At 51.9% G+C, this 4,728-nt stretch carries 3 protein-coding genes and 1 pseudogene; all 4 read left to right on the plus strand.

The window, feature by feature from the left end; all coding sequences use genetic code 11:
* A pseudogene (gene recA / locus RTM06_RS22605) lies at nucleotides 1-539 on the plus strand (recombinase RecA); the annotation flags it as partial.
* Nucleotides 540-714: 175 nt separating this feature from the next.
* On the plus strand, nucleotides 715-1,170 hold the full coding sequence (locus tag RTM06_RS22610; RefSeq protein WP_256697204.1) for a regulatory protein RecX: 456 nt from the start codon (nucleotides 715-717) through the stop codon (nucleotides 1,168-1,170).
* Between the two features lie 135 nt (nucleotides 1,171-1,305).
* Complete coding sequence (gene alaS, locus RTM06_RS22615; protein ID WP_312184786.1) at nucleotides 1,306-3,933, plus strand: alanine--tRNA ligase; 2,628 nt, start codon at nucleotides 1,306-1,308, stop codon at nucleotides 3,931-3,933.
* Nucleotides 3,934-4,182: 249 nt separating this feature from the next.
* Nucleotides 4,183-4,368 carry a carbon storage regulator CsrA gene (gene csrA, locus RTM06_RS22620; protein WP_008104508.1) on the plus strand — a complete coding sequence of 62 codons (186 nt, stop codon included), beginning with the start codon at nucleotides 4,183-4,185 and terminating at the stop codon, nucleotides 4,366-4,368.
* Nucleotides 4,369-4,728 lie beyond the last annotated feature (360 nt).

Consider the following 4,728-nt stretch of genomic DNA (forward strand, 5'->3'; position numbering starts at 1 on the left):
AGCTGGCGGGTAACCTGAAGCAGTCCAACACCCTGCTGATCTTCATCAACCAGATTCGTATGAAGATTGGTGTGATGTTCGGTAACCCGGAAACCACAACCGGCGGTAACGCGCTGAAATTCTACGCTTCTGTTCGTCTGGATATCCGCCGTATCGGTGCGATTAAAGAGGGCGACGAAGTTGTCGGTAGCGAAACCCGCGTGAAAGTCGTGAAGAACAAAATTGCGGCACCGTTTAAGCAAGCTGAATTCCAAATCATGTACGGCGAAGGTATCAACACCTTCGGCGAGCTGGTGGATCTTGGCGTGAAGCACAAGCTGGTTGAGAAAGCCGGTGCGTGGTACAGCTACAACGGTGAGAAGATTGGTCAGGGTAAAGCTAACTCCACCAACTTCCTTAAAGAGAACCCAGCGATTGCGAATGAGATCGACAAGAAGCTGCGTGACTTGCTGCTAAGCGGTGAGGTCGCCGCCGCAGACACCGCGAAAATCTCCGCTGATGATCGCGAAGAAGCCAGCGAAACCAACGAAGATTTCTAAAATATTAACGGGAGCAGAGATGCTCCCGTTTTGCTTTTCCCCGCCAGCGCTTTTCCTCTCTGCCTTCTTGCTTTACCCTGCGTCCCTGCACGACTGTTAGAACAAGGTTGATCCTATGTCATCGTCACCATCTGCGGCACCTGTGCCAACATATTCCCGTTTGCTGGACCGTGCTATGCGTATCCTCTCGCAGCGCGATCACAGTCGCGAAGAGCTGAAGCGTAAGTTGCAGCTCTCTTCCCAACGTGCGGCCTATCTGCAGCAGCAGGAAAACACGCCGATTCCCGATGAGTTACTGGAAAAAGTGCTCGACTGGTGTCAGGAGAGCGGTTGGCTCAACGATGAGCGCTTTACCGAACGCTTTATTCAAAGCCGTGCACGTAAGGGATATGGTCCACAGCGTGTGCGTATGGAGTTGCAGCAAAAGGGCATTGGCCGCGATGAGATCAATCAGGCGCTGTTCGATACCGAGGTGGACTGGAGCCAGTGCGCAGCCGACCTTGCCAAACGCAAATTTGGCGAACCCTTACCGCAAACCTGGACCGAGAAAAGCAAGGTTCAGCGTTTTTTGATGTCGAAAGGCTTTATGATGGAAGATATTCAGGCTGTTTTCAGAAATAGTGACGACTGAAAGGCGATGTGATTTTACTTCCCACTGAAGAAAATTTATCTTATTCCCACTTTTTGTTCCTCAGTCAGCGGCAGGCCGGATGGATAAGGTTTGCCAGCGAAAGGGAACGTTCGTTAGCGTGATTCCAGGAATTTTATGAGCAAGAGCACTGCTGAGATCCGTCAAGCGTTTCTCGACTTTTTTCATAGCAAGGGACATCAGGTTGTAGCTAGCAGCTCCCTCGTACCGAACAACGACCCGACTTTGCTGTTTACCAATGCCGGGATGGTCCAGTTTAAAGATGTTTTCCTCGGTCAGGATAAGCGCGACTATGCGCGCGCAACGACGTCTCAGCGTTGTGTGCGTGCAGGGGGCAAGCATAACGACCTCGAAAACGTGGGCTACACGGCACGTCATCACACCTTCTTTGAAATGTTGGGCAACTTCAGCTTTGGTGATTACTTCAAGAAAGAAGCGATCGCTTATGCATGGGAACTGCTGACGGGTGAGCAGTGGTTTAAGCTGCCTAAAGAGCGCCTCTGGGTGACCGTCTATGAAACAGACGATGAAGCCTTCGAAATCTGGGCTAACGATATTGGTGTGCCGCGCGAGCGCATTATCCGTATTGGCGACAACAAAGGCAGCGCTTACGCATCAGATAACTTCTGGCAGATGGGCGACACCGGTCCTTGCGGTCCATGCACCGAAATTTTCTTCGATCACGGCGATCATATCTGGGGTGGCCCGCCGGGCAGCCCGGAAGAAGATGGCGATCGTTACATCGAGATTTGGAACATCGTCTTCATGCAGTTCAACCGTCAGGCCGATGGCACCATGGATCCGCTGCCGAAACCGTCAGTGGATACCGGCATGGGTCTGGAGCGTATTGCTGCCGTGCTGCAGCACGTTAACTCCAACTATGAAATCGATCTGTTCGCCAAATTGATCAAGTCGGTTGCACAGGTAACTGGCGCAACCGATCTGGATAACAAGTCGCTGCGCGTTATCGCTGACCATATTCGCTCTTGTGCCTTCCTCATCGCCGATGGCGTTATCCCATCGAACGAAAACCGCGGCTATGTATTGCGTCGCATCATTCGTCGCGCAGTGCGTCACGGCAATATGCTGGGTGCGAAAGAAGCCTTCTTCTACAAGCTGGTTGCGCCACTGATCGAGGTGATGGGTGCCGCAGGTGAAGATCTGAAGCGTCAGCAGAAGCATGTTGAAAACGCGCTGAAGAACGAAGAAGAGCAGTTTGCTAAAACGCTGGAGCGTGGACTTGCGCTGCTGGATGAAGAACTGGCGAAGCTGCAGGGCGATACCCTTGATGGCGAAACGGTGTTCCGTCTGTACGATACCTTTGGTTTCCCGGCGGATTTGACTGCTGATGTATGCCGTGAGCGCAATCTGAAGATTGATGAAGCCGGTTTTGAAGCCGCGATGGAGCAGCAACGTCAGCGTGCGCGTGAAGCCAGCGGTTTTGGTGCCGACTATAACAATGTCATTCGCATCGATGCCGCAACCGACTTCAAAGGCTATGACCATCTGGAACTGAACGCGACAGTCGAAGCGCTGTTCGTCGACGGTCAGCAAGTCGAGCAGATCAGCGCAGGTCAGGACGCGGTGGTCGTGCTTGACGAAACGCCGTTCTATGGCGAGTCAGGTGGACAGGTTGGCGATACCGGCGTGTTGGCTGGGCAGAATGCTGAATTTAGCGTTCAGGACACGCAGAAGTATGGTAAAGCGATTGGTCATATCGGTAAGCTGAGCAGCGGTCAGTTACGCGTTGGTGACCGTTTGCATGCCCAGGTTGATGAAACCCGCCGCGCGCGCATCCGTCTGAATCACTCCGCCACGCACTTGCTGCATGCCGCACTGCGTCAGGTATTAGGTGATCACGTAGGACAGAAAGGCTCGCTGGTTAACGATAAGTATCTGCGTTTCGACTTCTCTCATTTTGAAGCCATGAAGCCGCAGGAAATCCGTCAGGTTGAGGATATTGTTAACGCACAAATTCGCCGCAACCTTGCCGTTGAGACCGAAATCATGGATCTCGATGACGCAAAACAGAAGGGCGCAATGGCGCTGTTTGGCGAGAAATACGATCAGCGCGTACGTGTGCTGACCATGGGCGATTTCTCTACTGAGCTGTGTGGTGGTATCCACGCACTGCGTACCGGTGATATTGGCCTGTTCCGCATTCAGTCTGAATCGGGTACTGCTGCAGGTGTACGCCGTATTGAAGCCGTAACCGGCGAAGGTGCGTTGGCACAAGTGAATGCGCAGAGCCAACAGCTGCTGGATGTGGCGCAATTGGTGAAAGCCAATAGCACTAATTTGAATGAGAAGGTGCGCGGCCTGGTTGATCACGTCCGTGCGCTGGAAAAAGAGTTGCAACAACTGCGCGATCAGCAAGCTGCGCAGGAAAGCGCTTCATTGAGTAGCAAAGCGGTTGACGTTAAAGGCACGAAGTTGCTGGTCAGTGAACTGAGCAACGTTGAGCCGAAAATGTTGCGTACCATGGTCGACGACCTGAAAAACCAGTTAACGTCTGCCATCATCGTGCTGGCAACGGTTGATGATGGCAAAGTTTCACTCATTGCTGGTGTGACCAAAGATCTCACTGACCGCGTAAAAGCTGGCGAGCTGATTGGTGAACTTGCCTCTCAGGTTGGCGGTAAAGGCGGTGGTCGCCCAGATATGGCTCAGGCCGGCGGTACAAATCCGCAGGCGCTGGCTGGCGCGCTAGCTGGCGTGCAGGAATGGGTCAGTAACCGACTGTAACGTATAAAACTTCGCATTGTGATAAGCGCCAGAAGCCCGTTTTCTGGCGCTTTTTTAACGCGGTGCACACCAGGTAATGACAAAGTCCGGTTGATGTAGTGTATTTCGGCTAAACTAACTATCAGCAGAATGTATTGGCATGGCGAAGCACAATGGTGTATTTGTCATAGGCATTGTTCAGCGTTATATGATGGATACGGCCGGGAGACCGAACAAGCCCGACTCTTTTAATCTTTCAAGGAGCAAAGAATGCTTATTCTAACTCGTCGAGTTGGTGAAACCCTCATGATTGGCGATGAGGTGACTGTAACGGTGCTGGGTGTAAAAGGTAACCAGGTCCGCATTGGTGTTAACGCGCCTAAAGAAGTTTCGGTTCATCGCGAAGAGATCTATCAGCGTATTCAAGCCGAAAAAACTCAAGCCTCGAGTTACTAACGGATTCAGCGCCTCGCTCCTGAGCGAGGCGCTACCGGTTTTTTCCCTCAAGTCCCGCACATCTCCCGTTTTTCTTTCTCAATTCACCCAGTCTTTTAATCCTCATTTGTGTTCTCCAGCAGCCATTCTTTGTTGATAAATCACTCTTTTTGTCGTTAAAGCATGCGAATTGAGCGTCATTTGTGCAATCAAACAAAAGGCTGGAAATAAATGTTTGACTTATAAGTCCGGGAAAGTAATATGTGCGCCACGCAGTGCCGATGAGCAGAAACAAGTTCAGAAGCACGGTTCGGAAGAACGCGTAAGGTGAGGTGGCCGAGAGGCTGAAGGCGCTCCCCTGCTAAGGGAGTATGCGGTCAA

It is taken from the genome of Pantoea sp. CTOTU46764 (assembly GCF_031974595.1).
GTDB classification, from domain to species: Bacteria; Pseudomonadota; Gammaproteobacteria; order Enterobacterales; family Enterobacteriaceae; genus Pantoea; species Pantoea trifolii.